At 36.9% G+C, this 23827-nt stretch carries 25 protein-coding genes, 1 tRNA gene, 1 pseudogene and 1 riboswitch; of the genes and pseudogenes, 4 read left to right on the top strand and 23 right to left on the bottom strand.

Annotated elements, in window-relative coordinates:
* Window positions 1-159 precede the first annotated feature (159 nt).
* The 14 genes from SINDD18_RS02975 to efeO form a co-directional block, all read right to left on the bottom strand.
* On the bottom strand, window positions 160-969 hold the full coding sequence (locus SINDD18_RS02975) for a hypothetical protein (RefSeq protein ID WP_241497316.1): 810 nt from the start codon (window positions 967-969) through the stop codon (window positions 160-162).
* Between the two features lie 329 nt (window positions 970-1298).
* Window positions 1299-2210: a bifunctional riboflavin kinase/FAD synthetase gene (locus SINDD18_RS02970; protein ID WP_061863015.1), complete on the bottom strand. Its 912-nt coding sequence runs from the start codon at window positions 2208-2210 to the stop codon at window positions 1299-1301.
* Between the two features lie 65 nt (window positions 2211-2275).
* A complete protein-coding gene (locus SINDD18_RS02965; protein ID WP_061863014.1) occupies window positions 2276-3214 on the bottom strand; it encodes a dihydroorotate dehydrogenase in 939 nt (312 codons plus the stop codon).
* 10 nt (window positions 3215-3224) lie between these two features.
* Window positions 3225-4025 (bottom strand): dihydroorotate dehydrogenase electron transfer subunit, encoded by an 801-nt coding sequence (locus tag SINDD18_RS02960; RefSeq protein WP_061863013.1) that lies wholly within the window; start codon window positions 4023-4025, stop codon window positions 3225-3227.
* 250 nt (window positions 4026-4275) lie between these two features.
* Entirely contained in the window at window positions 4276-4965 is a 690-nt protein-coding gene (locus SINDD18_RS02955) for a sugar phosphate nucleotidyltransferase (protein WP_004252737.1), read from the bottom strand.
* A gap of 12 nt (window positions 4966-4977) precedes the next feature.
* The gene (locus SINDD18_RS02950; protein WP_000850668.1) at window positions 4978-5856 is read right to left on the bottom strand and encodes a DMT family transporter; all 879 of its coding nucleotides are present in this window, start codon (window positions 5854-5856) and stop codon (window positions 4978-4980) included.
* Complete coding sequence (locus tag SINDD18_RS02945; protein WP_061863234.1) at window positions 5846-6715, bottom strand: phosphotransferase family protein; 870 nt, start codon at window positions 6713-6715, stop codon at window positions 5846-5848. Before SINDD18_RS02945 ends, SINDD18_RS02950 begins: the two co-directional genes overlap by 11 nt.
* 12 nt (window positions 6716-6727) lie before the next feature.
* Window positions 6728-7750: a ribitol-5-phosphate dehydrogenase gene (locus tag SINDD18_RS02940; RefSeq protein WP_061863012.1), complete on the bottom strand. Its 1023-nt coding sequence runs from the start codon at window positions 7748-7750 to the stop codon at window positions 6728-6730.
* A 4-nt stretch (window positions 7751-7754) separates the two neighbouring features.
* The gene (locus tag SINDD18_RS02935; RefSeq protein ID WP_061863011.1) at window positions 7755-8462 is read right to left on the bottom strand and encodes an IspD/TarI family cytidylyltransferase; all 708 of its coding nucleotides are present in this window, start codon (window positions 8460-8462) and stop codon (window positions 7755-7757) included.
* A 298-nt stretch (window positions 8463-8760) separates the two neighbouring features.
* The gene (locus SINDD18_RS02930; protein ID WP_000512114.1) at window positions 8761-8928 is read right to left on the bottom strand and encodes a twin-arginine translocase TatA/TatE family subunit; all 168 of its coding nucleotides are present in this window, start codon (window positions 8926-8928) and stop codon (window positions 8761-8763) included.
* Window positions 8912-9643, bottom strand: coding sequence for a twin-arginine translocase subunit TatC (tatC, locus tag SINDD18_RS02925; RefSeq protein ID WP_061863010.1), 732 nt, complete (start codon window positions 9641-9643; stop codon window positions 8912-8914). Before tatC ends, SINDD18_RS02930 begins: the two co-directional genes overlap by 17 nt.
* Window positions 9643-11331, bottom strand: a complete 1689-nt coding sequence (locus SINDD18_RS02920) for an FTR1 family iron permease (protein WP_061863009.1) — start codon at window positions 11329-11331, stop codon at window positions 9643-9645. The genes tatC and SINDD18_RS02920 overlap by 1 nt, the downstream gene beginning before the upstream one ends.
* Complete coding sequence (gene efeB / locus SINDD18_RS02915; RefSeq protein ID WP_049549499.1) at window positions 11306-12520, bottom strand: iron uptake transporter deferrochelatase/peroxidase subunit; 1215 nt, start codon at window positions 12518-12520, stop codon at window positions 11306-11308. Before efeB ends, SINDD18_RS02920 begins: the two co-directional genes overlap by 26 nt.
* A 5-nt stretch (window positions 12521-12525) precedes the next feature.
* On the bottom strand, window positions 12526-13398 hold the full coding sequence (gene efeO / locus SINDD18_RS02910) for an iron uptake system protein EfeO (RefSeq protein WP_061863008.1): 873 nt from the start codon (window positions 13396-13398) through the stop codon (window positions 12526-12528).
* 186 nt (window positions 13399-13584) lie between these two features.
* On the opposite strand from efeO, the gene SINDD18_RS02905 reads away from it, so the two are divergent.
* A complete protein-coding gene (locus SINDD18_RS02905; protein WP_061863007.1) occupies window positions 13585-13884 on the top strand; it encodes a YbaB/EbfC family nucleoid-associated protein in 300 nt (99 codons plus the stop codon).
* 40 nt (window positions 13885-13924) lie between these two features.
* Here the strand turns inward: SINDD18_RS02905 and SINDD18_RS02900 are convergent, their stop codons facing one another.
* The 9 genes and pseudogenes from SINDD18_RS02900 to SINDD18_RS02855 form a co-directional block, all read right to left on the bottom strand.
* Entirely contained in the window at window positions 13925-15688 is a 1764-nt protein-coding gene (locus tag SINDD18_RS02900) for a glycerophosphoryl diester phosphodiesterase membrane domain-containing protein (protein ID WP_061863006.1), read from the bottom strand.
* 8 nt (window positions 15689-15696) lie between these two features.
* Entirely contained in the window at window positions 15697-16287 is a 591-nt protein-coding gene (locus SINDD18_RS02895) for a 3'-5' exonuclease (RefSeq protein WP_061863005.1), read from the bottom strand.
* A 70-nt stretch (window positions 16288-16357) separates the two neighbouring features.
* Window positions 16358-16849 carry a DUF536 domain-containing protein gene (locus SINDD18_RS02890; protein WP_061863004.1) on the bottom strand — a complete coding sequence of 164 codons (492 nt, stop codon included), beginning with the start codon at window positions 16847-16849 and terminating at the stop codon, window positions 16358-16360.
* A 178-nt stretch (window positions 16850-17027) separates the two neighbouring features.
* On the bottom strand, window positions 17028-17906 hold the full coding sequence (truB, locus tag SINDD18_RS02885) for a tRNA pseudouridine(55) synthase TruB (protein WP_061863003.1): 879 nt from the start codon (window positions 17904-17906) through the stop codon (window positions 17028-17030).
* 10 nt (window positions 17907-17916) lie between these two features.
* Window positions 17917-19191 (bottom strand): DUF2130 domain-containing protein, encoded by a 1275-nt coding sequence (locus SINDD18_RS02880; RefSeq protein WP_061863002.1) that lies wholly within the window; start codon window positions 19189-19191, stop codon window positions 17917-17919.
* Window positions 19192-19271: 80 nt separating this feature from the next.
* Complete coding sequence (locus SINDD18_RS02875; RefSeq protein ID WP_004252711.1) at window positions 19272-20069, bottom strand: formate/nitrite transporter family protein; 798 nt, start codon at window positions 20067-20069, stop codon at window positions 19272-19274.
* 258 nt (window positions 20070-20327) lie between these two features.
* Window positions 20328-20801, bottom strand: a pseudogene (locus SINDD18_RS02870) (formate/nitrite transporter family protein); the annotation flags it as partial.
* 17 nt (window positions 20802-20818) lie between these two features.
* Complete coding sequence (locus tag SINDD18_RS02865; RefSeq protein ID WP_061863001.1) at window positions 20819-21466, bottom strand: hypothetical protein; 648 nt, start codon at window positions 21464-21466, stop codon at window positions 20819-20821.
* Window positions 21467-22069: 603 nt separating this feature from the next.
* The gene (locus SINDD18_RS02855; protein ID WP_061863000.1) at window positions 22070-22579 is read right to left on the bottom strand and encodes a QueT transporter family protein; all 510 of its coding nucleotides are present in this window, start codon (window positions 22577-22579) and stop codon (window positions 22070-22072) included.
* Window positions 22577-22674, bottom strand: a riboswitch (PreQ1 riboswitch). (Overlaps the previous gene by 3 nt.)
* Before the next feature lie 28 nt (window positions 22675-22702).
* On the opposite strand from SINDD18_RS02855, the gene SINDD18_RS02850 reads away from it, so the two are divergent.
* The 3 genes from SINDD18_RS02850 (at window position 22703) to SINDD18_RS02840 (ending at window position 23770) form a co-directional block, all read left to right on the top strand.
* Entirely contained in the window at window positions 22703-23137 is a 435-nt protein-coding gene (locus tag SINDD18_RS02850; protein WP_061863233.1) for a GtrA family protein, read from the top strand.
* Window positions 23138-23209: 72 nt separating this feature from the next.
* On the top strand, window positions 23210-23590 hold the full coding sequence (gene mscL, locus SINDD18_RS02845) for a large conductance mechanosensitive channel protein MscL (RefSeq protein WP_049502776.1): 381 nt from the start codon (window positions 23210-23212) through the stop codon (window positions 23588-23590).
* 108 nt (window positions 23591-23698) lie between these two features.
* Window positions 23699-23770: transfer RNA gene (locus tag SINDD18_RS02840), tRNA-Arg, on the top strand.
* Window positions 23771-23827 lie beyond the last annotated feature (57 nt).

The raw sequence follows: 23827 nt of genomic DNA, 5'->3' as shown, positions 1-23827 counted from the left end.
ATTATTTTCTCCTTATGTTTGGATTTTAGAAAAATAGGATTTTACCCTATCTTTTATTATAACATTTTTTACAAAGTAATAAAAGTAAAATGATTTTATATTTTATAGTAATTTACTTAAATAAATATTAAAAAAGCATCGAAAATTCGATGCTTGCTATTAAATTCCTATATGAATATCTGGAAATTTATCTGAGATTAAATCCCAAAGTTCTTCCGGTTGCTCTCGAACTGTTTTTGTTGATTTCAAAACCATATCCTGTTTTTTCTTGCCATTCTTACGGATATAACAAAATTGATAAATTTTTTTCGAAAACAAAGACTTATTAATCTTCGTTTCGACTAGATAGAGTTGCTCAACATCTCGTAGATCTAAAGCTTGCGTTCCTTTATAGTAGGTGATGAGGTGGTTTTTATAGAGAATTACTTTTAGATTTTCATCATAAAATTCTGCTAAACCAGCCATATTTTCAACGTTTCCTTGCAATTCAGGATAGGTGTGATAAATCTCTTCAAGTGAAGCGACAGTTTTTTTCCGAATAAGAAAGGCACTAACTACTAAAAATACTCCTGTTCCCCCAAAGAAAATCACCCCAATGATAAATATCCAGCCATCATTGACATGTTCAGTCGTACTTAAATAAAGATTGCTATTCATATTTTGATAAAGAACTGATGATGGTTCAAGGATAGACTTTAAAAAGCCTGATAAATCGACAATACGATTATTTCTTGACTTATTCTTTTTGGTTGCAAGTGGTTGTAGTTGAGTTCCAATTATGGTTGCTGGATGATCGTAAAGAGTTCCATCCGCAGCTTTCTCCATGATACTCTTAATTGTGGCATCATTCTCGTTAGCTTCGATCACTGCATATTTTCCATCTCCGTCCTTACTATATTGGACAAGATAAACTACACTACCGCCTTCAACCTCCCCTACCACTTCTGGATAGATATCATAAACCGTCATTCGTACTTCAACTCCTGAATAACTATTACTGGCAAATTCTTTTGTGGGATTTTTATGCTTACTCCCCAAAAATCCCATCAATCCTGCCAAAGCCAAAAAAATACAGCGCAATGACTAGGGCAGAAATAAATCCTTTATTTCTTTTTTCTTTAAACATCATAATCTCCTTTAGTTTGATGATTAAATTATAGCAAAAATTCCTATAAATTTCAATAATAGTCTTTAATACAAACGCTATTAAACAAAGGAAGAAAGCGCTTATCAAAAATAATATATGATATTTCAAAAAAAGAGCTTGAGAAAATCCCAAACTCTACTATTTTTTGATTTTATTTTCTAGCTATCTTTTCATCTTCTTCTAGTTGCTTAACCAATTGATCAACGCTATCAAATTTTACCATATCACGGATACGGTCCAACCAGGAAACGATGACAGTTTCCCCATAGATATCGTCAGAAAAATCAAAGATATGAACTTCAAAACGCTCTTCTTCACCATCAAAGGTTTCATTTTTACCTAGACTCGCCATACCACGATAGACTTTTCTTTGAATTTCAACGTCAACGGCATAAACACCATCAGCTGGCATATATGTCCGATCCAAGTTGACTAGATTAGCTGTCGGGAAGCCAATAGTTCGACCTCGAGCATTTCCGTGAACCACTACACCTCTCGTTGGTAAAGGAAATCCCAAAAGTTTGCCTGCTTCTTTTACATCTCCTTCTAGAATGGCTTGGCGGATACGCGTTGAACTAATTTTCCCCTTTTCATCCTCAACTGGTGGAACAATAACCACTTCACCATGGAAGAGTTCTTTTAAATCCTCAGCTGTTTTTCTATCTGAACCAAGAGTATAGTCAAAACCAACTACAATCGTATCTGCCTTTGCTTCCTTGACATAGGTATCAATGAATTCTTGGGCAGTCATATTTGCTACTCGACTAGTGAAATCCATCAAATACAAACTCTCAACTCCAGCTCTCTTCAATCTACGTTCACGTTCACTAGCATACAAAATATGCAATAAGTGTTCAGGTGAGTATTGATTCAGAGTTAGTTTAGGTGATTCGTTAAAAGTTACTAGAGCTACTCCCTGGCGCTTTTCAGCAGCAATGTTAGAAGCTATTTCAAATAATTTTTGATGTCCAAGATGAACTCCATCAAAATAACCAAGTACAAGGACGTTTGGTCCTGGTGTTGCAATATCTTTTTCTGTTTTAATAGGTACTGTAATAATCATAGTATTTATTATACCAAAAAAATGGCGCTTTCAAAACAATTTAGACTGAATTCAGGACATAAAACTTAGAGCAAACTTTCTCTGACTTCTTTTCGCAACATTTCTAGACTTTCGATCCCGTACTTATCCATGACTTTTGGTAGATTTTCAATAATATCAGGACAAGCATAGGGATTTGTAAAGTTGGCTGTTCCGACACCGATTGCTGAAGCACCAGCCAGATACATTTCTATAGCCGCTTCTGCCGAATCCACTCCTCCCATCCCAATGATTGGAAGCTTAGTTGTTTGAGCTACTTGACGGATTAGTTTTAGAGCTACAGGAAATACAGCAGGTCCAGACATGCCACCTGTCCCATTTGCGATAATCGGCTTTCTTGTTTTAAGGTCAAAACGCATCCCAACAAGGGTATTGATCATTGTGAGACCACTAGCTCCAGCATCTTCTACTGCTTTTGCAATAGTCACGATATCTGTCACACTAGGGGTTAATTTGACGTAAACGGGCACATCTGATGCTTCTACGGCAGCCTTCACCACATCATAAGCCAACTCAGGATCTTGTCCAATTAAAAGTCCATGATTACCGTGATCAACGTTAGGACAAGAGATATTGAGCTCGATGGCTTTCACGTTAGTTGCCTTAGAAATTCCATGAGATACGGCTGCATACTCTTGTTTTGAAAATCCAGCGACATTGGCGATGATAGGGAGATTTGGATATTCTCTTTGAAGCCAAGGTAACTTTTCAGACAGAACGACATCTAAACCAGGATTTTGTAGACCAATAGCATTAAGCATACCTGCAGGGGTTTCTGCTACTCGAGGAGTAGGATTACCAAAACGCGGCTCAAGTGTAGTTGCCTTAATCATGATAGAGCCTAAAATGTCTAAATCATAGTATTTGGCATATTCTTGACCAAAGCCAAAACAACCTGAAGCAGGAATGATAGGATTCTTTAATTCTAAGCCTGGTAGAGAAACTTGTAATCGATTTGCAGTCATGACACTCTCCTTATAAAACTACTGTGCCTGTTTTAAATACAGGGCCATCTTCACACACACGTTGACTAATTGTTTCACTTTCAGGTACTTTCAAGACACAAGCGTAGCAAGCCCCCATACCACAGGCCATACGGGATTCAAGAGATAGATATGCTCTTGGATGGTTGTAAAAGGTTTGATTGATGTATTTCATCATACCAGGTGCCCCGCATGAGTAAACAGCGTCAAATTCACTATCTAATTCGTTAATCACAACTGAGACATTTCCCTTGATCCCATAAGATCCATCATCAGTGGTCACAAAGACTTTGCTATATTGGGATAATTCATCTTCCAAAATAACTGCATCTTTGGTCGCAAATCCTAGAACCGTTGTGACATCTACACCACGCTCATGCAGTTGCTTAGCTACTTCAAGTAAAGGAGGCACACCAATTCCGCCACCAACTAAGAGAACACGACTATGCTGCTCTAAATCAGATAAATCAAAACCATTCCCCTGAGGTCCCATAACATCTAAGCTATCACCTGTTTTTAAGGTTGAAAAAATTGCCGTACCAGAACCTTCGATACGATAAATAAGATGGCATTGTTTATTAACCTTATCTATAGATGAGATTGAAATCGGACGCCGCAAGAGATGAGCATCATCAGGAACTCGTAAATGAAGAAATTGGCCTGCTTTCATAGCTTCAACCATTTCTCCTTGAAGTACGAGTTCAAAGATTGCTGGTGCGATTTCCTTTTGGGACACTACTTTCATGGTTTCCAAGCGAATAGCACCCATGCGTTTTTTACAATTTGGATTCATACCATTTCCTCCTTAAATTTTAAGGGGTTCAGAAAAAGAAAAACCTTGCAATCGCAAGGTTTCAGTAAGATACTTACAGAAAAGAATCAAATAAACTGTGTTTATTCGAAGTTTGTGTAATCTATTTTCTATCTGACACCTTGTGAGCCTCTCTGGACTTCCCTTAAAGGTTAAATTTTTATTAGTATACTGTATCAACCCTAAAAAGTCAAGTAAAAATAGGTAAGGTGTCAGACGTATTTTAGTTTACTTATTTTTGTGAAGAGAGAATCTTCTCCAATTTTTGATAATCTTTGACGCTATCGATTTCGTAGATAGAGTTTTCTTCCAATTCCTCTACGTAAACATCCAGTTCTTTGATATTATCTTTAACCATGTTGTCCCAATAGAGATCAACAAATTCACCGCTTGCATAGGCTTTGTCAATAAATCCAACAATCTTCTCAGCTGTTGGAGCATCCCAGAACGATACTCCACTCAAGATACGTCCATTCTTGCTATCAACGATGATATCTTGTACTTTATAGTCATCACCATAAACCAAGAACCATTCATTGTCACAGTCTTCACGATAAACGCTGAAGTATGTTGAACGCTCGATGTCATTGCGGAACATATTTTTGAAAAGATAATTATCCGCATCAATAACGTAGCTGTTCGCCAACTCTTCTTTTACCAAGTAAAGAGAGTAAAAGTTATTGTAATCAGCATACTTATCATTGAAGACCAAGCGAACGCCATACTTCTCTTTAAGGTAGTCGAATTGTTCTTTCAAATAACCTACAACGATGATAATATCATCAATTCCACGTTCTTTTAAAAATTCAATTTGATATTCAACCAAAGGTTTTTGATTGACTTTAACCAAGGCTTTGGGAGTATTTTCTGTCATAGGACGTAAACGAGTTCCCAAACCTGCTGCTAAGATGATCGCTTTCACGCGCTTTCTCCTTTATTCTTTAATAATAATGTAAACACCAGCCATTACGATAAGTGAAGTAATGATGGTTAGTAGATTAAGGGGCGACCCCAAGAAAATTGCTGCAAACAAAACAGTCCATACTACATAACTGACATTTAGACCAGTTGCCTTTGCTGGTTGCAATCGATTGATAGCAATGTAGTAGGCAAGGTAAGAAATCATATCAAACGCCGCAAAGACAATCAATAGACCGAACAATTGGCCATTTGCCACTTCTGCAAATGAATGATGTGTAAAGAGTACAATGACTAAATAAGACAAGAAGGATGTGACTTGTCGAATCAAGAGAGCTTCAATTTCACTGAGATCACTTTCCATAGCAAAAGAGCTAAGAACACTTTCGCTTCCCCAGGCAAGGGCACAAATCAAGGCACATAAAATTCCGATATAGAAAGAATTCACTTGCTCTGCTTTATAGGTCTGAGCAATAATTCCTGCAATGATTAAAAAGATACCAAAAATTGTATTTTTGGAAATCTTGTGCTTCAAAAAGAAGAAGGCAAGCAAAACTGAGACAGCAGGATAAATCGCCGAAACAGACGATGCTAGAGAACTTCCAATATACTTAACTGCATAGAGATTGGCCTGCATACCAATCGGTCCTGCCAGTAAAGCACCAATAATAACACTAACATTTCGAATATTCAAGAAGATTGAAAAACGTACTTTTCCTTCCTTAACTAGAAGAAATCCTAGTAAGATAAAAATACTGAGAAAGTCGTGTGCTGCCGCTACTACAAAGGGTGACAAATCAGTAAAAATTGAAAAGATATAGGCACTAATAGTTAATCCTAATCCCCAGAACACACCTGATAGTAGCCCAAAAGAAACTCCATTTTTAGTCTTCATTGGAACCTCCCATAGAATCCAATTCCTTTACAGCTCTATTGTAACGAGAGATTCCATAATCTCCGAAATCTGCACCATTTTCTTCTTTGTATATAGTCCAAAGGCTCCAAATGATGTCCTGCAAAATCTTGTAGATACGAATTTTTTCTCTTGAAACTGGAGTCTTATCGCTCTCATAATGACTAAGGAAGTTTTCTTCCTCTTCTAAAGAAAACTCTGATTCTAGGAAAAGGGCGGCTAAATCCCACATGGGATCATTCATAGATGAATATTCCCAATCAATCAGATAAAGATGTCCGTCTGGCCCTTCAATAAAGTTTTCTGGAACCAAATCAATATGACATGATTTCTTATCAACTCCGATTTTCTCAAGCTCATTTTTTAAAGAAAGAACTGATTTTCTAACAGCTTCATAGTTTGGATAAGAAATTTCCCCTTGAATCAATGATTCATATTTTTTGATTTCCTCAAAAGGAGCAAACTCTCCTTTTAATTCTTTACCAGAAGCATGGATCGTTTGTAGAATTGGAGCAATCTTTTCAAATTTGGTTTTAATGGTAGCTGAATCAAGTGTCTCAGCATTTTCAATGTATTGATTAACTTTTATACCAGCTTCAATATCAAAAAGATAATTCTCTACATCTAATTTCAAATCTTTCAACAATTCAAGATTGAACTTTTCATTCTGGCGGTCGATTAATTTATCCGTACCTTTACCGAAAAACTTAACGATGTACTGGTTTGAGGATGTTTTAACCAAATAGTTTTGATTGGTCATTCCGCCCAACTGTTCAACGCTCTGAATTTCTTCGTCACCAGATAATAAAGAAGCAATCTTTTCTTTAACGATTTCCTTCACAATCATCCTCCATTAGACTTCCCACTTAAATACTGTCTTAAATGCGGTATTTAAGTCAGTTGCAAAAACTCGGTGAATATCTTTGATTTCTCTGACTGGTTCTTCTAAATAAATGATATTTTTCAAACGATTGGCAAATCTCTTAATCTCCATCATTTGGATAGCTTTTTCAAAGTCAATTCGCCCAGAACGCGAAGAACCTACCAGTAACAAACCTTTTTCCAATGAATCTCGAGTATTGATATTTACCTTGTACTCACTAACACCCATCATCAAAATGGTTCCCTGTGGTTTGATATAACGAATGAGATCATTAATAGCAGGTCCACAGCCATCACCACCACAACATTCAAAACCATGATCAAAACTAAGGTCTTCTGGAATACTGTCAGTGATATAACGTTCATTCGCAAAGGAGAAGAGTTCTAATTTCTCCCAATGACGACCAATAACAATAATCTCTGCTTCAGGCAAGGTATAGTTGATAATATTTGCCATTACAAAGGCTAGACTACCATCACCAATAACTGCAATACGCTGACGTCTGCTATGTGAAACCGTCAAGAAGCGATTCATAGCGTGCATGCCCACACTGACAAACTCAGTAATGGCTGCAACTGTGTCTTCAATCTCGTCGTAGGAAACTACACGGTCTTTAGGTAGAGAAACAAATTCACGCATGAATCCATCATAGCCACTTGATAGGAAATACGTTCCAGTCATGTAGTTTTCGTAGAATTCCTCATCACTTTGCATAGGTGGTTGATTTGGAATCATAACAACCTTCTGACCAACCTTATAGGTACCTGTTGGATCAGAAATGACTGTACCACAAGACTCATGAATCATAGCCATTGGAAGCTTTTTAGATAGTATTTTGGGATCACGTTTTCCTTGATAGTAACGTTGATCCGCATGACAAACCGCCATAAAATTTGGTCGAATAAGGATATGATTCTCTTGATCAATTTCTTCTTCTTGATATTTGATATTGATAAACTTTGGTTTTGTCAGTTGATAAATTTGATTAATCATGTTATTAGTCTTTCTCAATCATGCTTTTAGCAATCTTCAAGTCTGTAACTGTTGTGATTTTAAGATTTGAGTATTCACCCTTTGCTAAGGCTACATCTTTACCCTTAATGACAAAGATTTTACATGCATCTGTTAAAATTTCTTTTTCGTCTGCTGATAAAGAACCATACAAGTCAATAAAGTCTTTACAACGGAAGGTTTGTGGAGTTTGTCCTTGGTAGAGATGTGCACGATTTGGAATATCTGTAATGAACTGACCATTTGTACTTTCAACAATGGTATCCACGGCTTCAACTACAGTATCAACAGCATCATGATTTTGTGCAAGAGCAATGTTATCTTGAATCATGCGAAGTGTGATAAAAGGACGAACTGAATCATGCGTCACCACAATATCATCTGCTGTCAGTGGACGGTAAGCATCAATAGCTTCAATAATTTTTTCAATACTAGAATTACGATCCGCACCACCTTTGGTGATGATAATACGATCCTTGTGGAGTGGTAGGAATTTTTCAACTAAATCTTCTGCGTGTGTCACCCAGTCTCCGTGAACTCCAACTACAATCTTTTCAATAGTTGGCTCTAAGACAAATTTTTCAATAGTATGAATCAAGATTGGGCGATCTCCCAACTCAAGAAATTGTTTGGGTAAATTACTAATCCCCATGCGCGTGCCAGTTCCACCTGCTAAAATTCCAGCGTAGATCATTTTAATACTCCTTTACTCTGTTCTAAAAAACTCATTCTTTACCATTATATCACAACCTAGCCCTTTATCGAAATAAATACTAGAATTCTCTAGTCAGAAAGAGAGTTATTACATACTTTTTGGGAAGGTATCTTGAATGATAAAAAGTAGGTTTTCAAATCCATCTTTCCATTAATATAGAGTTCTTCAGAATATTATAGAAACCTTAAAGAAACCTTAAACTAAATAAAAAAGTTGAGATTGTAGCCAGAGATAATTCCAAGCTAACAATTCTCAACTCTATTCAATCTTTTTTCGTTTATTTTTCTTCTTGCTCACCGATGCCCTTAACGGCTTTCTTAAACTCGGCAAGCATTTTTCCTACTGACTCACCTAACTCTGGTAAGCGTTTTGGCCCAAAAATCAACAATGCTCCAAGGACAATGACTATCAAGCCTGGTGCACCAATATCACGTAAGATTCCCATCTTTTTCTCCTTTCCTTTTTCTCTTAATCATCCATTTACTAATAGCGATACTAACCTCATACAATAAGATTAAAGGAACAGTCATCGCTAAATCGCTAATAAAATCAGCAGGTGTCAATATAACAGCCAATACCAATAAAATGAAGTATGCATAACGTCTATAAGCAATGAGTAGTCCAGGCCCAATCAAACCAATTGAGGTTAAAAAAGCAATGATAACTGGCAATTCAAAGATAAACGCTAGTGGTAGAGTTGTTTGAAAGACAAAAGCTAGATAATTTTGTGCTGTCAGCTGCGTTTCAAATAAGTTTTCACCTAGTCCCAGTAAGACCTGAAGTATAGCTGGTGTGACAAAATAAAAACCAAAGGCTAATCCCAAGATAAAACAAAGGAAAGTTGCAGGGATATAAGCAAAAATCGCTCCTGCTTCTTCATTTTTAAGGGCTGGTCGGACGAAACTCCAGACTTGATAGACCGTAAAAGGTAAGGTAAGACTAAAAGCCATTAAACTTGCTAAACGGAGATAAATCCATAAAATATCATTCGGCCCTAAGACAATCAACTTCTGACTAAAGCCTTGTGTGATAAATTGATAAACCTGATCAGCAAATAATAGTGAAACGCAGAATACTAGAAAGAAGCAAACCACTACTGCTAGCAATCTCTTTCTAAATTCTACCAAATGTTCAATAATTGTCAATTCCTTTTGATCCATCACTTTTCACCCTGTCTAATGGTAATTAGAAAAACTACGAGGATAAAGAGAGTCTGACCTGCTAACCCTTCCCAACTAGGGTAAATTCCCAATATATCAATACTTGGTATTCCTGAGATCAGATGGTTTGGAATCATATTTGTCAGCTGTAAGGCATGGATACTGACTCCCGTCATCTTAAAGGCTAAGACATAAATCATCCAAGTCAGGATAAAGAAAACCTTGTGAGGTAGGAAAAATTGACTAGCCTTGTTCATCACAAAAGCAATCACGATTAAGACTAAGAGGGCCAGAGAAATTCCAAGGACAAAATCAAAACTAGAAATCCTTGGCAGAATCCCCACATAGAATAAAATCGTCTCAGCACCTTCTCGGAATACAGCTAGAAAACTCAGAGCAAACATAGAAAGGAAAGATTCTGTTTTCGTGACAGTTTGCATCTGCGATTCCATAAAAGCATTCCATTTTTTTACAGAAGATTTGCTATGAAGCCAAATACCGATTAAAATCATCATGATAACTGCAAAAATCCCGACTGCACCTTCGATGATTTCACGGTTACTTCCTGAGGTAACTGCTGGAAAGGCTATCTGTAGGATATAGGCAATTAAAAGACTAGCCACTATACCCGCAAATGCACCACCATAGACCCACTTGAGGCCCTTTCTCATCTTAGCAGCTTTCAAAGTTGTCACAAGCGCCATGACAATCAAGAGGGCTTCGACACCTTCACGGAGCAAGATGAGCATAGCGTCAAATGCATTATAGGAAGCGCTAATATCAATTTGAGATAGCTCTGCAATCAAGCTAGAAAGCTTTTCTTGATATTCACTATCCTTTCCCTTAACCATGATGACAGGACTTTCACTTTCAACCTTGGTATAAAGCGAAGGATTGGTTGTACTTACAGAACCCTCGATGGTGGGCCAAATAGTAATAAACTCCTTCATGGTTGCAGCTGCTTCACTATCTTGACCAGCTTGAAATTGGGTCAAAGCCTTCTTTAAAAGATCTATCCCATCCTTCAGTGTCAGGTTTGATGATGTCGTCGCAACTTCTGTACCTTCAACAAAGTTAGAAATGGCTTTTTTCAAATCATCAAACGATGCCTGAATAGTATCAAAGTTCGTTGGTTCAGTCTCAATGCTACTACGTAGGAAGGAAATAGCTGTTTCCACTTGTCCATAATGAGCTGTGCTATGGTCTCGAACCACTGCTTCATTGATGGTCCAGGTTGAATTCATTTTTTTATAGGCTTCTCTTACTGCTTCCAGATCTTGAGAAGCGATTGCCTTGTCTAAGGCTTCAAAACGAGGTTCTAATCGTGAAACAAGTTTCTCTTTTTCTGCATCTAGGTCGACTGGATTTTGCTCTTTCTCAAATGTCAAAAGGGCTAAAGAAATCTGAGTTAGCTGGTCTTCGGTAATATCACCAGTTAAGTCTAACTTTTCTTGAACTTGTCGTCCTGCTTCAGAGTCAGAATTCTCGACTTTCTCGAAATCTTTGGTCATTTCATCGATTAGTTTTCTTGCCTGATCTTGTTTGCCTTCCTTAACAGCTTTAGTTGCATCAGTTATTTTCACAAAGTAGGGACTCAAATTTTCCTTAGCTCCTACAGGTATGACTAGTAGTAAAAAGATAGCTAGAAGAGGGACAAAATATTTAAGATTCCAATAATTTCTGCCCAATGTAACCTCCCTTCTCTACACCACCAAAACAGGCAAAAAGTCCACTGCCTATATGGGTAACGTATTCATTCATTTTATCCGTAGCACCTAGATTGGTCTGAACTTTAACAAAGCTATCTGGATCCTTTTGAAAAGAAATAAAGAGCAAACCAGTGTCAAACTGACCAGTCTTTTCATCTATGCCATCAGAATAAGAATACGATCGACGCAGGAGAGGTTTATCCACTTCTTTTGCTAAGCGAACATGAGAATCGTCAGGAAGAAGACTCAAGTCCACCTCATCAAATTCGTTTTTCTTACCAAAAGGAGCTCCACTTTCCTTATAGCGCCCAAAGGTATTTTCTTGCTCCTCCAGATTGGTTCGATCCCAAGTATCAAGGAACATCTGAATGCGACGAACGGCCATGTAGGAACCATTTTCCATCCAGTCCTTACTGTCTGCCCACACAACCTGATCAAATTCTTTCTCAGTGGTAACATTAGCAGTCCCGTCTTTAAATCCAAAGAGATTCCGAGGAGTTTCCATACGATTACCGATAGCTGCAAAACCTGATTGACTCCAACGAAGAGTAACTGCATTCCTTCCCTTTCGGATGAGGTTGCGAATGGCATGAAAGGCAACTTGCTCATCATCAGCACAAGCTTGGATAACTATATCTCCTCCCGTGTACTTTTCTCGTAATTGTTCCTTTGGAAAAGGAGGCAAATCTCTAAAGAGTGTTGGACGTTTGTTCTCTAGTTTCATCTTTTCTAGGAAACTAGCCGAAACTCCGAAGGTCAGGGTCAAACGATGAGGATTAAGCCCAACTGTTTCTCCAGTATCACTTGGAGGTAAGAGGCTATTGTTACCATCTTTTTTAACCAATTCTCCTTCTACAAGTTTGGCACTATAATCCGTCCAATCTTTAAATAACTGGATGATTTTCTCTTTGTCAGTTGTATGCAAATCTAAAACCACAAAATAAATGTTTTTCTGCATGACAGTTGTAATGCCAGCTTGGTGTTTGCCATAGAAGGCTATCTTTTCATCCCCGTACGAGATTTTCTCCTGACCATCAAGCTTAGGTGCGAAAAAAGCAGAAGCACCGGAGAGACCAAGTGCGAGACCAGCACCTCCGATACCTGCTTTTTTTAGAAATTCTCGACGGTCCATTTTTTGTTCAAAAAATTTTTCGCCTTTGTTTGTCATATTACTTATTCTCCACCAAGAAATTTACCCATTTGTGATAATGGTTCACCAAGTTTTGTGACTGCTTCAGACAATTCCTTGGTATCCTCTTTCGTTAAGTCTGTATAGAGCTTATAGTGTTCCTTGTCCGTCATGTGTTTGTCTAACAAACTATTGACAGATTTGAAATCTTCCTCTAACTCCTTAACCAAGGCTGCATCTGATTTTTCAAGCAAGGGTTTAAAAAGTTGGAAAATCTTTTCAGCACCTTGGATATTTGCACGGAAATCATACAAATCTGTATGAGAATAAATCTCCTCTTCACCAGTAATCTTACTTGTCGCTACTTCATTTAAAAGGTCAACAGCCCCAGTTAGCATAATCTTGTAATCAACATCTACAGTCGCAATCTTAGCCTTCAATTCCTTAATATCGTTGACTAATTGGTCGCCATATGCTTCGGTTCCTTTAGTTGTATTCTCTTCCCAAAGAATACGTTCGATACGGTGGAAACCAGACCAACCTTCTTCTGTCTTGTTTTCATCTAAATAATCTGCCAAACGAAAGTCAATCTTAACATCAGACTCTCCAAAACTTTCAGCAATTGGTTCTGAACGCTCGTAAGACATACGAATTAATGGATAGACCTTTTTAGCTTCTTCCAACTTACCATCCTTTAAGAGTTGAACAAAACCTTCTGTATCCGTCAATAACTTATCTATCTGGTCTTCCACAAATACTTTATAATCACTAGTTGCCTTGTCCAATAATTTTTGATTATCATCAGTTAATTTAGCAACTGTAGTTGAATCATTTGTATTAGATGATTGTTCAAAGCGAACTGCACATGCAGACAATAATAAAGCTGACGACAAAAGGACAAAACCAAGTTTTTTCATTTAAGACTCCTATTAAATCATGGAAAACCCATTTTATTTTCATTTTATTATAACATCCTTTTTCTCATTTTTCAATATAATTGTCAGAAAATTTAATGTTTGAGTTGACAGACTATTATTAGACTTTTAAAGTTAAAATTGATAAAATAGGAAAGAAATAATATAAAAAAGGAATTTTAAAACATTATGATGAATATGCAAAACATGATGCGTCAAGCTCAAAAACTTCAAAAACAAATGGAGCAAAGTCAAGCTGAACTTGCTGCTACAGAATTTGTTGGAACTTCTGCCCAAAACCTTGTAACTGCTACACTAACAGGGGACAAGAAAGTTACAAAAATTGATTTCAATCCAGCAGTTGTTGACCCAGAAGATATCGAAACTCTTTCTGACATGACTGTTCAGGCAGTGAATGCAGCTCTTGAACAAATCGATGAGACAACCAAAAAGAAACTCGGTGCTTTTGCAGGAAAATTACCATTCTAATAGCATAAAAAGAGGCTGACTTCAGCCTCTTTTGTCTTATCTAAAAAGTAAAGAATTCCGTTGCCTTCTTTAGAAGTAAATCGGCGTATTCTGGGTCTTCCTGAGCAGTTTCAAGTTCTTCTTGTACCATTTCCAAATTATCCGTAATCATACCATCTACTCCTAGATGAAGCGACTTGTTAAAGGATTCCGAGCCGTTAATCGTCCAAACATAGAGCTTCTGCTCTGTATTCCAGAGCTTGGTCACAAAATATTCATCTAAAGTAGAATATTCCATGGTATAACCTGTAGCATTTGTTCTTGGGAAAACGGAATTGTAGGGCAGGATGAAGAAGACTGGAATCTCCTTATCATACTGGGTTACCTTTTCAATAACATGGTAATCTAGAGATTGCATCTGATGTCCATAAACCTTAATCTTAGGACCATACTTTTCAAGGAAATGATCCATCATTTGAGCACTATCTTTCCTACTTGTTTTTATTTCGATCAGCAATTTCTGATGAAGGTCATTGGCACGATTTATATAATCATCAAAGCTGGATATTTTAGTTTGATAGCCATTTTCAAAAATATCTATCTGCTTCAACTCTTCTAAAGTTAGGTCTTGAGGAGTCACATTTAATCCTGCTAGACTTCTCAGATTCGCATCGTGCATCATGACAAACTGACCATCCTTGGTTTCCTGAACATCCATTTCAACAAGGTCTGGTTTTAGTTGAGCTGTCTTTTCTAGTGATTCTACAGTATTTTGCACGCCATTAGCATTGGAAACACCACGGTGGGATATCACGCGCGGAGGATTTGCAACAGGTGCCTCTAAATAGACATAGCCTTCAATAGCAAAGATGACACTCGCACACCCCATAACACTCCATCTCATAAGATGGTCTTTCTTTCGTCTCGGTATAATATCTAATTCCTCACCCGTTAAAAATGAGGTGAACTTAACCAAGAAGTAAGTCAGAGCCATATAGTGAATATTTTTAATTAAAATATAGTTTGAAATAGCAAGAATCAAGGATTCTCTTTGTGTGAGACCATCCACTAAAAACTGCCCAACTAATAGTGGGATTAGAAGCAAGTAAAAGAAAAGATTTGTTTTGACAACAATGAGAAAGAGATGCCAAGCGTAAAACCAGAATTGATTTCTAGTTTTTTCAAGACTATAGAGCACAGCTTCCTTAACTGTCATCTTGTCATAAAAGATTTTTGGAAGAACAAATACCAACTTAACAGAAACGTAGAGGAAGAGGATTGACAAGATGATTATACCTAGCCACCACATCCAGTACTTATCTTCCATATAGGTCTGAATAAACTCTGGGATTACGATTTTATTAAAATAATAAATCTTTAAAATCTTCCTGATAAAAGGAAAAAGCATGGCAACATAGAAGAAGATAAATAAGGCTTTTGTAATTGTCAGACCTTTCATAAAAACAAGACTCTCACGAAAGACCTTACGACTGTATTCTATCAGTGTTCTTTTCTCATGATAAAGAAGATGACGCGCTCCAATAAAGAGTAGACTGAGTTGAAAATAGGCGACTAAAAGGTTTAGAATGATTAAGATTAAGAATCCAATACTGACTATAGGCGCATTTTTAATAATGGCAAAAATGTTATTGTAAGAAATAAACAAATAGCCCGTCTGACTTAGCAAAAAACCCGCTATCAATGAATTCAAAGGTAACCAAATATAGTCAACCAACATAAAGATTAGAAAAAACAGAAAGAGGATTTTATCAAGATTGAGGTAAATCTTTTTAAAACCCAATTTTTTAGGCTTTTCAGGTTTCATAAAACCTCCTAATCAAATAATTGTGACAAATCTAGTCCACCAAAAGGATTAGAGTTAAGACTACTCTTGACGTCCAGTAAGATTTTACTTTCATCAGATTCTAAAAAAGCTTCATAAATACGCGCAGTCATACGAGCATCCTCTAAACTGTTATGAGATTGTCCCTTAAATCCTAGAAAACTTGCAACAGTTTGTAACTTGAGATTTGCAATCCCGTGAAGATCCGAACTACGTCGTTTAAAAGCTTCATCATAGAGATCCACTTGATATTGGCTACTATAATCCAAACCATGTTCTAAGAGAATCGGTAAATCACTCTTAGCTGCATTATAGCCGACGATAGGTAATTGACCAATAAAGGCTTGAAAATCTTTGAGAACATCTTCCACCTTCGGAGCATCCTTCAAGGTTTCAGATGTGATACCCGTTAAACCGTTTATAAAACTTTTCAATGGTACATCCGTATGAACATATGAGTCAAATGCTCCTACTTCTTCACCATCTTTAAAACGGACTGCAGATACCTGAATCAAGTGAGTTTTATCTTGGTGTTTATTAAATTCCAAATCAAATGAAATGTAATCTCTTAATTTTTCCATCTTATCCATTCCTTACTGTATTTGTAAAAAGAAACTACTTGGTTATACCTAGAAACCAAGCAGTTTTTTCTTATCCTCCAAATAAGCGAGCAAAGAAGCCTTTCTTCGTTGCTTGTACTTCTTGCTTAGCCTGATCCAACTCCAGCTGAAGGCTTTCTTGGTCCTTCATGGCTTGTAGGGTTAACTGTTGTTGTTGATCCAATTGCTTATCTTTTTCTGCGATTTGACGGTCTTTGACACGCATCTGTTCATCTTTTTCAGCTAACTGTTTGTCTTTAGCCTTTAACTGCTCATAAAGACGGATGATTTCAGCGTTCTTTTCATCAACAAGAATCTCCATTAACTCACGTTGCTTCACATCATCACTAACAGGTTCATCTTCAAAAATGGTTTTTTTGTAGATTTCTTCAAGCTTAATCAAGCCACTGCGAGTTACCACAGTAACTCCTTTATCATTTTTAGTCGTATCTTCTTCAGGTAATTCCTTGACACGGTTATTGATTGCTTGGCGGGACAAGCCCAAGACCTCAGCAATCTCACTTACAGTCATCTCAATACTCATAATATCCTCTGAAAGTTTTCTAGCTTTTCTTTATTTAAATATTATCATAAGCAAGCAAAACTGTCAAATATCACCGTGTTTTCAACCCTTTTTCATAAGTTTTTCGGGTCTAAACTGAACTGTCTTTTAGCATTTTTTAAAACTAAAAATCAGTTTGCGATTTTACCACCAGCTCTAATCAATTGAAAACCTTTCTTGGTTTATAAAGAGTATCCCGTTTCTCTAAAATGGCTAATAACTTATCACCTTCAAAACCAGCCAATTCCTTCTCGGTTTGTTCCAATTCAATAAAGCGACCAAAACGCACTTCTTCTGCCTGCTCTGGAGTCAAATAAACCTTGACTAAGTCACCAGTCCCAATCTCCAAGGGATGAAGAAAGTCTAGTTGTCCAGCCTCTACTTTTTCGGAAATTTCTTCCAAGGTTAAAGCATCATCCAACTGTAAGCCAGCTGCACTAGTCCGTGTTAAGTGAGACATATGAGCAGCATAACCAAGCTTCTCTCCCATGTCAACAGACAAAGTACGGATATAAGTTCCCTTGCTGCATTTTACTCGGAAGGTAAAACGTGCAAGTTGGTCCTTATAGCAAATCGGACTGGTTCTCTCAAAACTATAAATAGTTACCTGACGCTCTGGACGCTCTACTTCTTGACCAGCACGCGCATATTCATAAAGCTTGCGACCATTGACCTTGACAGCTGAGTACATAGGTGGAATCTGAGTGATCGTACCTGTCAGACTGGCAATCACTTGATCAACAATCTTTTCATCTAAGGGAGACAAAACTGGTGTCTCTGCAACTACCTCACCACTAGTATCCTCAGTCGTTGTTGAATAACCTAGGGTAATTTCACCCTCATAAATCTTGCCCTCATCCTGCATAAACTCAACCATGCGAGTCGCCTTCCCTACAGCAATGGGTAAAACGCCCACAACATCAGGATCTAGCGTCCCACCGTGACCAATCTTCTTGGTTCCCAAAATCTTACGTAATTTAAAAACCGCATCATGCGAGGTCATCCCTGCTTCTTTTTTTAAGTTGATAATACCGTTCATGTTTTGCTTTCTACTCCCCCTTCAATGCTTCAAACTTAGCTTTCATGGTTGGATTTTTGCGGGTTAATTTTTTGACCGAAACATCATCAAGCTTATTGTTAGCCAGGCGAAGTTGATTTTCTGATGTTGTCAGGAATTTCTTGACTTCTTCCATTCGCTTAATTGCCTTGTCGATTTCGTCGATGGCCTTGCCAAAGTTGACAGAAGCTGAGTTATAATTCCTTGCAAAAGCTACCTTGAAAGCGTCCAAGTCTTCCTCAAAACGAGTGATATCTATATTTTGTTCCTTGATAAAGGCGAGCTCTTGCTTGTATTTTAGGGAATTAAGGGCAGCATTACGCAAGAGCCCAATCAGTTGGATAAAGAACTGAGGACGCACAACATACATTTTCTCATACTCATGACTGACATCCACAATCCCAGTATTGAAGTAGTCATTATCAGCCTCAAGCATAGTCACTAATACGGCATACTCACAGTTCTTCTCACGACGATCCTTGTCCAACTCCTTGTAGAAATCGGCATTCTTATGCTTCTTCTCAGTACCATCAGCTTCATTTTTCATCTCAAACATGATGGAAATGAATTCTAGCCCATTTTCATCAAAATCACGGAAAATAAAGTCACCTTTAGACCCACGAGCTGAGACTTTATTGTCCTTTTCAAAGTAAGCATTTGGAAAGGCGAAACTACGAACCTTGTTGAATTCACTCTCCGCATACTGCTCCAAACTTTCTCCAATTGCCTTGGTTGATTGTTGAGCCTTGAAATTCTTGTAAAACTCAACTTGCTCATTTGCTGCCTTAAGTTGGGCTTCATAGTTTTGTTTAACTGAAGTCAGAGAAAGCTCGTTTTCTTTTTCTTGTAGAAGAAGCTGATTTTTAACCTGATCGCGTTCTTTTTCAAGATCAGAAAGTGTCTTTTGCAGTTGATTCTCATGCTCCAAGCGTAAGGTGGCCAGCTGGTTCTCAAGTGCTTGAACTTCTTTTTCTTTCTCTAGCAGACTTTGACTAGCACTTTGCTCTACTTCCTTTTTGGCCAATTCTTTTTCGGTATCAAAGTTCTGAATTTGACTTTGAAGCTGGGCAATTTCTTGGTCTTTTTGCGCTAGTTTTGTCTGCTGATCATTCATGGCTTTTTGCTCAGCCAAGGCCAGCTCTTGCTTCATGCGTTCATGCAATTCCTTATCAAACTCTACAGTTCGAACTTGAGAAATCAGCTCTGCATATTGGCTTTCATTAACTGTAAAAACTTCCCCACAATTTGGACATTTAATTTCGTTCATGATTTTCCTCTGTATTTAACATTACTACATTCATTATAGCATGGATAAACAAAAAGAAAAAGTTGGAATCAATCCAACTTTTAATCTACGTATGTATCTTCGTTCTTGTTTAAGAAGGCATAAGGTAATCCCATCAGTAGACCACCTCCGATAAAGTTACCAATAAAGGTTACACCCCAGTGACGAAGAATATTTCCAATACCGAAGTTTGCGATTGAATCAGCAGCAACACTGAACTTCACAATCGCAAATGAAGCAAAGTTTGCGGCGATGTGCTCATTTGTTAAGAATACAAACATGTAAATGGCTGATAGAACCAACCAAAGTTTTGCTCCACCATCCTTAACTAAAACAAATGAAAGAATGGCGATGTTTACAAAGATATTCGCTAGTATACCTTCAAGTAAAACTAGTTCATTAGAGCGTCCCAACTTCATTTCGACAACTCCAGAAATAAAGCTATCATGTGTTAGATTAGCGTAAGCTGCTGAATGAGCAAATCCCCAACCAGCGATAAGCGCACCAATTAAGTTAAAGAAAGTACAATATAGAAGAATTTCAGCAGTTTTTCTCCAGCTAATTTTTTTCAAAAAGCTACCAGCTGTCAAGAACATCATGTTAGATGTTACCAATTCAGCATTCAAGAAGACAATGTAGGCCAATCCCCAAGCGAAAACAAATGGGAAAAGGAAGCGTCCGCTACCAGGAGCGATTTTATTGATCAAGTCAGCACCAACAGCTCCAGCTGCTGTACTGAAGGTAAGGAATGCACCTGCAAACATTGAACGGATAGCATACTTGAATTTGCTATTTGAATAAAGACTTTCTTTCTTTTTACAAGCAAATTCAATTTTTGAGATAAATTCTGATGAGACCATATAAACTCCTAAAACTTTTATTTGTGAATATTATAACATAAAATCGATATAATGGGAAGGCTTTCCTAAATCAATTAAAAATATTTTTTAAAATATCGCAATCGTTTACATCCTTGTAGTATTAAGTTTTTAGACTTCAAATATTTTTTAAAAAAATTCCTGAACTCCTAGCTTTATTTCTAATATTTAATATATTTTTTCAAAAAAGAAAAATAAAAAGAGAGAAACCAAGTGAATCTCTCTCCTTCTATTGAAATTTTAATCTACATAACTGTCTTCGTTTTTGTTTAAAAAGGCATATGGTAAACCAATCAAAAGCCCACCACCTATTAAGTTAGCAATAAAGGTGACTCCCCAATGACAGAGAATATTTGCAATTTCAAAGTGCTAAACTTCATTAGCAACAATGCTGAATTTAATAATACTAAAAGAAGCTAAATTTGTAGCAATATGTTCGTTTGATAAAAATACAAACATAGAAATTGCTGACAATATAATCCAAAGTTTTGCAGACGCATTCTTGAATAAGATTGAAGACAGAATGGCGATATTAACAAACACATTGGCGAGAATACCTTCAAGTAGAACTAATTCAGTTGGACGCACTAATTTCTTAGCTACTAGTTTTGGTAAATATCTATCGCGAGTCAGATGTGAAAATGCTGACGAATTTGCAAAGAACCATCCAGAAATTAAAGCACCTAGAAGATTAAATAGAGTGCAGTTAAGTAAAAATATATTTTTGTTCTTTACATTTGATTGTTTTTAGTGCTAACAAAAGCTTCAATTTCTTCTGCAGTCAACCCGACCAGTTCTGAAACCCACAAGCCGACAATATCTGACAAAACAGAATCGCAGACATATTCATTCTCACCATGACCATATTTACAAGTAAATAGTGGAGTTCTTATCGCTGATTGATAAAAATTGAAGGCTAACTCTTGTAGTTTTTCTGGCTCAAATTCAAGTCCCAACTCTTGTGCAAGTAGAGTTCTCACTTTGTCCCACTTTTCGCCTTTTGACTGGTAATTTTGTCGTGCTTTGTTGATAAATCCCTGACAGAATTTTGCCAACAAATCCTTGTTTTGGTAGAGTAACCGACAAGAAAAGTCTGAGATAGAACCAGCATGAATTAAGAAAGTAAGCAAGTCATCAAGGCTTTCTGCTACCCGACCAACTTGGCCTTCACTCCCTATAAAGCCGATACTCTGATCTTCAAGAATTACATATTCTCCCCCGCTGCCGTCTTTAGCAAAGGCTATGGGCGAAAGAGAATAAACTTCATTGTTCTGAGAAAATTCAACCTCTTTCAACTGGTCATAAAAGAGAATATCGCATTCTTGCATCAATAAAATTCTTAGTTGTTTATCTTCTCTTATTACTTGTAGTTGATTCATATTAGCTACTCTCCTGGCTTTGACAATTGTCACAAGTGACAACAATCCAATTTTAGCAATCGACTCTTAATAATAATAATAGATTTTAATATGGCACTTCTTGGCCACATTGGCAAGATTTTTCACTAACTCCTCGTTTCTTTTGCTTTTCCCAAAATGAAAAGTAAAAGATTTTCCATCTTTCCTTGTAAAATACAGATGATACCTGTCCCCATTCATTCTTCTCCCTCGAATGTAATCAATATCTATCTGTCTAATTTCAGCTAAAGGAACAATCCTTTTTCTAAAAAGAATAATCGTGTGAATGTATAATCTTCCCTTTGCAATATGAAAAGGATCCAACATACTCCCACCACTTTTTAAGGATGTCTTAACTCTTTGGAAAAAAAGATAGAAATAAAATAGTGCTAAAAAAATTAACAAAAATCTGATGACCTGATTTTTCCAAAGGACTTCAAAAACCGAAATACGATAACTATACATATTAAAATAATCCCTTTTTTCTTTATTATACCACTTTTGTTGAGAGTCTGGGGCTATAGAAAAATAAGAAAAAGACTGAACAGAGTTCAGACCTTTTTAATAATATTTGATGTGATATCTTTATCTGGTCAAATCAAGTCGTTTCCCGATTTTTCCGATAAGAATAGCACCAACAATCAAGGAAGCAAATTCTCCGATAGCAGTTGTAAACCAAGTTAAGAAGAAAGGTGCTTCTGCTACGATGTTCAATTCAGCAGCAATGGTGATCATTGAAATCGAAAAAAGAATTGAAAAGAAGAAATGATCTTTTCGGATCAATCCATTAAAAAGATAGTCTTTTTTATATTTACTAAACAACCATACGCCTAAACTTAGGAAGACAAGCGTAGAGCCTCCACCAACTGCGACATCGATGATTCCAAAACTGAAGAAATTTGCAATCATACATCCAAGAGTAACGCCGATAATGTACTTAGGATTGTAAAAGGCAAGGAAATTCATCATTTCAGAAATACGGAACTGATAAGCACCGTAACTGATAGCATTAAGGGGTGGTGTGATTGTCAAAACCACATAAATTGCTGCGACAATGGCAATATCCGCCATATCACGAACAGTTAGTTTTTTCATGTTTTCTCCTTTAGTGACAATATCACATATAATATGCTTGGTGAAAGAAGCTAAGCACCAAGGGTTGAGCAAGCCAACCTTTCAAGTATAGCACATTTATGTCCTTTATGCTATACTATTTTTATGAAACTATCCATAAAAAAATTTTTCGACAATGAAATCCTCTCCTACTTATTTTTCGGGTTTGCAACCACTCTTGTTTCTATCATTGTTCGGATCACTATTTTTTACTTTTTCCAACAAGAATTATGGGCGACTGCTCTGGGAAATATAACTGGAATTTTGTTTGCTTTTTTCACCAACGATACCATTGTTTTTAAACAGAAACGAAAAAATTGGTTCAAGCGTCTGATAAAATTTACGACTGCTAGATTCATAACCTTCCTCTTAGACCTGCTTCTGACCCTTATTTTTGTGACGAGTTTCCCCCATATTATCGGTCAGTTTGTAGGTGATAATCTCAATACTATCAATACAATTGAGACTATTTTTGCACAAGTTACAATCATAATCCTCAACTATATCTTCAGTAAAGTTTTTGTTTTTAAAAAACACTAAGCATACTTCTTGCATTCTAATGACTATTATACTATAATTAAAACTGTTAAATTTTGAAAGGAAATTATGAAAATGTTAAAAGATCTTAAAGAATTTTTGCTCCGCGGTAACGTTGTAGACCTTGCTGTCGGTGTGATCATCGCTTCTGCTTTTGGTGCTATCGTTACTTCATTTGTTAATGATATCATCACTCCACTCCTATTGAACCCAGCCTTGGAAGCTGCGAAAGTACAAAACATCGCTGAGCTTGCCTGGAATGGTGTTACATATGGTAAATTCTTGAGTGCTATTATCAACTTCCTAGTTGTTGGTACTGTTCTATTCTTTGTGATTAAAGCAATGGAAAAAGCTCAAAATCTTCGTAAAAAAGAAGAAGTCGCTGAAGAAGCACCTGCTGGTCCAACTGAGTTGGAAGTTCTTCAAGAAATCAAAGCTCTTCTTGAGAAAAAATAATCATATAGAGGATTCGGTTCAATACTGAATCCTTTTTTTATTCACCTTTTGCTAAGCCTAGAAAAAACTTGAGTTCAGCTCTCTTTTTTGATATAATAATTAAAGTTTCCACCCTTAGTGTAATGGATATCACGTAAGATTCCGGTTCTTGAGATGGGGGTTCGATTCCCTCAGGGTGGATAGATGAAAACAAAAAAAGCAACGGCGCCGTTGTTTTTTTTTTGTGTTACCCTTGTC

Origin of the sequence: Streptococcus infantis (genome assembly GCF_001579645.1) — a bacterium.
In the GTDB taxonomy this organism is placed as follows: domain Bacteria; phylum Bacillota; class Bacilli; order Lactobacillales; family Streptococcaceae; genus Streptococcus; species Streptococcus infantis_E.
The sequence above is the reverse complement of the archived record's forward strand: the minus strand, read 5'-3'. Positions and strand labels throughout refer to the sequence as shown.

Bases quoted from the DNA above. Each gene is read 5' to 3' on its own strand.
- efeO (WP_061863008.1), bottom strand. From the start codon at position 13,398: ATGAAAAAACTTGGTTTTGTCCTTTTGTCGTCAGCTTTATTATTGTCT.
- SINDD18_RS02890 (WP_061863004.1), bottom strand. From the start codon at position 16,849: ATGAGTATTGAGATGACTGTAAGTGAGATTGCTGAGGTCTTGGGCTTG.
- SINDD18_RS02935 (WP_061863011.1), bottom strand. From the start codon at position 8,462: ATGATCTACGCTGGAATTTTAGCAGGTGGAACTGGCACGCGCATGGGG.
- SINDD18_RS02865 (WP_061863001.1), bottom strand. From the start codon at position 21,466: ATGAATCAACTACAAGTAATAAGAGAAGATAAACAACTAAGAATTTTA.
- SINDD18_RS02965 (WP_061863014.1), bottom strand. From the start codon at position 3,214: ATGACTGCAAATCGATTACAAGTTTCTCTACCAGGCTTAGAATTAAAG.
- SINDD18_RS02905 (WP_061863007.1), top strand. From the start codon at position 13,585: ATGATGAATATGCAAAACATGATGCGTCAAGCTCAAAAACTTCAAAAA.
- SINDD18_RS02900 (WP_061863006.1), bottom strand. From the start codon at position 15,688: ATGAAACCTGAAAAGCCTAAAAAATTGGGTTTTAAAAAGATTTACCTC.
- SINDD18_RS02940 (WP_061863012.1), bottom strand. From the start codon at position 7,750: ATGATTAATCAAATTTATCAACTGACAAAACCAAAGTTTATCAATATC.
- SINDD18_RS02930 (WP_000512114.1), bottom strand. From the start codon at position 8,928: ATGGGAATCTTACGTGATATTGGTGCACCAGGCTTGATAGTCATTGTC.
- SINDD18_RS02895 (WP_061863005.1), bottom strand. From the start codon at position 16,287: ATGGAAAAATTAAGAGATTACATTTCATTTGATTTGGAATTTAATAAA.
- SINDD18_RS02850 (WP_061863233.1), top strand. From the start codon at position 22,703: ATGAAACTATCCATAAAAAAATTTTTCGACAATGAAATCCTCTCCTAC.
- SINDD18_RS02970 (WP_061863015.1), bottom strand. From the start codon at position 2,210: ATGATTATTACAGTACCTATTAAAACAGAAAAAGATATTGCAACACCA.
- SINDD18_RS02960 (WP_061863013.1), bottom strand. From the start codon at position 4,025: ATGAATCCAAATTGTAAAAAACGCATGGGTGCTATTCGCTTGGAAACC.
- mscL (WP_049502776.1), top strand. From the start codon at position 23,210: ATGTTAAAAGATCTTAAAGAATTTTTGCTCCGCGGTAACGTTGTAGAC.
- SINDD18_RS02880 (WP_061863002.1), bottom strand. From the start codon at position 19,191: ATGAACGAAATTAAATGTCCAAATTGTGGGGAAGTTTTTACAGTTAAT.
- truB (WP_061863003.1), bottom strand. From the start codon at position 17,906: ATGAACGGTATTATCAACTTAAAAAAAGAAGCAGGGATGACCTCGCAT.
- SINDD18_RS02855 (WP_061863000.1), bottom strand. From the start codon at position 22,579: ATGAAAAAACTAACTGTTCGTGATATGGCGGATATTGCCATTGTCGCA.
- efeB (WP_049549499.1), bottom strand. From the start codon at position 12,520: ATGACAAACAAAGGCGAAAAATTTTTTGAACAAAAAATGGACCGTCGA.
- SINDD18_RS02975 (WP_241497316.1), bottom strand. From the start codon at position 969: ATGACGGTTTATGATATCTATCCAGAAGTGGTAGGGGAGGTTGAAGGC.
- SINDD18_RS02950 (WP_000850668.1), bottom strand. From the start codon at position 5,856: ATGAAGACTAAAAATGGAGTTTCTTTTGGGCTACTATCAGGTGTGTTC.
- SINDD18_RS02875 (WP_004252711.1), bottom strand. From the start codon at position 20,069: ATGGTCTCATCAGAATTTATCTCAAAAATTGAATTTGCTTGTAAAAAG.
- tatC (WP_061863010.1), bottom strand. From the start codon at position 9,643: ATGGATCAAAAGGAATTGACAATTATTGAACATTTGGTAGAATTTAGA.